The sequence below is a fragment of the Streptomyces sp. NRRL B-24572 genome (assembly GCF_002156145.1).
GTDB lineage: Bacteria > Actinomycetota > Actinomycetes > Streptomycetales > Streptomycetaceae > Streptomyces > Streptomyces vietnamensis.
Genome location: NZ_MWIG01001083.1, coordinates 1 through 2,032 on the forward strand (window position 1 = coordinate 1; position 2,032 = coordinate 2,032).

The following is a 2,032-nucleotide window of genomic DNA, read 5'->3' on the forward strand; positions in this document are numbered from 1 at the left end:
CTCCGCGACGTCCAGGCCGTGCACCGGGTGGACGGCCGTGAGCTCGCGGGCGCGCCCGGGCCGGTCACGGCCAAGGCGATGCGCATCTTCGACGAGCGGGCGGCCGCGGACCGGGACCCTGAGCTCGCGTAAATCCGGATGACGGGCGGCGGCGGGATGGGTAGAACACCTCTGATGACCACCACCCTGCGGCCGTCCGAGCCGCTTCAGCAGTCCGCCGACGGCGGCCGTTCCCGCACCTTCGACATCTGTGTGAACAGCCGCCGGGTCGGATCCGTCCACCTCGCCACCGATCAGGCCTTCGGCGTCGCCTCCGGCCTGATCGAACGCCTCGTGGTCGACGAGCCCGACCGGCGCCGGGGCCGGGGCACGGTGGCGGCGCTCGCCGCGGAGGAGGTCCTCCGCGGCTGGGGCTGCGGCGAGGTGCAGATCTCGGTGCCCGCGGAGGCGGAGGCCGCGGTGCGGATGGCCCGCTCGCTCGGGTACACCGAGCGCAGCCGGAACATGGTCAAGGAGCTGCCGGCCGAGCCGCCGCGGCTGCCGGAGGGCTTCGCGCACCGGCCGGTGACCGAGGCGGAGTTCGAGGAGTGGTCGGCGAAGTCCATGGCCGCCTTCGCGCAGAGCTGGATCGACCGGGGCGTCCCGGAGGAGCAGGCGCTCGCCAAGGCCGAGGACGGTCGCCGCCGCTTCCTGCCGCAGGGCCTCGCGACCCCGGGCGTCACCGTGTCCGTCGCCGTGCACGACGGGCAGGTCGTCGGCTATCTGTGGGTGGGCCGGCTGGAGCGCGAGCCCGGGAAGGGGACGGGCTTCGTCTTCGAGATCGAGGTCGTCGAGGGGCAGCGCGGAAAGGGCTACGGCAGGGCCCTCATGCTGCTCGCCGAGCACATCACCCTGGAGGCCGGGGAGCACCTGCTCGAACTGCACGTGTTCGCGGGCAACACCCCGGCGATCCGGCTCTACGAGTCGCTCGGCTACCGCACGACGCTCGTCAACAGCGCGAAGCCGCTGGTCTGACAGGCCCCGGGGCCTGTCCGGCGGATCAGGGTCTGAGAGGCCCTAGCCCGCCAGAAGCCGGTCGGCGATCTCCTCGATCCGCTCCCGCAGGCCCTCCTGGCTCTGGCCGCCGTCCAGGCGCTCGCCGCCGATGACGTAGGTCGGGGTGCCGGTGACCTTGATCGCCTTGCCCTCGGCCTCGTCGGCGTCCACGGTCAGCAGGTGCCGGCCGTCGATCAGGGCGGTGTCGAACTCCTCGGCGTCCAGGCCCAGTTCGGCGGCCACTTCCAGGAGGACCGGCTCGCCCCGGTCGCCGAGCTCGGCGGTCCTGGCGAGCAGCGCCTCCGTGTACGGCCAGCCCTTGCCCTGCTCGAAGGCCTCCTCGGCGGCCTGGGCGGCGGCGTACGCGTGCTTGTGCTTGGCCAGCGGGAAGTGGCGCAGCTGCACGTCGAGCCGGTCGCCGTACTTCTCGCGGAGCGCGCGGACGTCGTCGAGGGCCTGGAAGCAGTCGGGGCACTGGAGGTCGAACCACGCCTCCAGGACGACGGGGGAGGCGGGTGCGGTGGTGGAGTCGTTCATGGCAGCAGTCTCCCACTGGGACCGGCGGGGCCTCCCCGGGGAGGAGATCCCGGTGGGGGCGACCCGGAGATCTCCCTGAGACGGGCCTCGGGGCATGGCCCCGGGCGGCTCCGGCGGTGCAGGATGGAAGGGACGTATCGCCCGGCACCTGGAGGATCGCATGCTCGCCGAGACCATCTGTTCCGCGGTGTCCGCGGCAGGCCTGGGCATCGCCGCGATTTCGGCGTACCGGAAGAAGTTCCTGTCCGCCGCCCGGATCGCGGCCTACGCCCTGGTGCCGCTCGGCCTGGTGATGACGGGCGCGGTCGCCTGGATCGCCGACACGGCCTTCAGCCCGGTGGCCTGGGCCGGTTTCGGCGTGCTCGGTGTCGCCTGGCTGCTCTTCCTGTCCACCCGGGCCGTGGAGCGGCGCCGGGCCGGTCGTGAGATGCCCGCAGGGGAGGCCGAGCCGAGAGCCGTG

The 2,032-nt window shown here is 73.2% G+C and carries 3 protein-coding genes and 1 pseudogene; 3 read left to right on the top strand and 1 reads right to left on the bottom strand.

Translation table 11 applies throughout. The features are described from left to right. A pseudogene (locus tag CCN56_RS45420) lies at positions 1 to 132 on the top strand (4-amino-4-deoxychorismate lyase); the annotation flags it as partial. Between the two features lie 42 nt (positions 133 to 174). Beyond that, positions 175 to 1,014, top strand: coding sequence for a GNAT family N-acetyltransferase (locus tag CCN56_RS40360; protein WP_086832518.1), 840 nt, complete (start codon positions 175 to 177; stop codon positions 1,012 to 1,014). Between the two features lie 42 nt (positions 1,015 to 1,056). On the opposite strand, the gene CCN56_RS40365 is transcribed toward CCN56_RS40360, so the two are convergent. Beyond that, complete coding sequence (locus CCN56_RS40365; protein WP_086832519.1) at positions 1,057 to 1,572, bottom strand: DsbA family protein; 516 nt, start codon at positions 1,570 to 1,572, stop codon at positions 1,057 to 1,059. Positions 1,573 to 1,732: 160 nt separating this feature from the next. Here CCN56_RS40365 and CCN56_RS40370 point away from each other — a divergent pair. After that, positions 1,733 to 2,032 (top strand): hypothetical protein (locus CCN56_RS40370; protein WP_086832520.1); only part of this gene is annotated, 300 nt, incomplete at its 3' end.

What these genes read in the sequence shown, in the direction of transcription:
- CCN56_RS40365 (WP_086832519.1), bottom strand. Translation starts at nt 1,572, where the DNA reads ATGAACGACTCCACCACCGCACCCGCCTCCCCCGTCGTCCTGGAGGCG.
- CCN56_RS40360 (WP_086832518.1), top strand. Translation starts at nt 175, where the DNA reads ATGACCACCACCCTGCGGCCGTCCGAGCCGCTTCAGCAGTCCGCCGAC.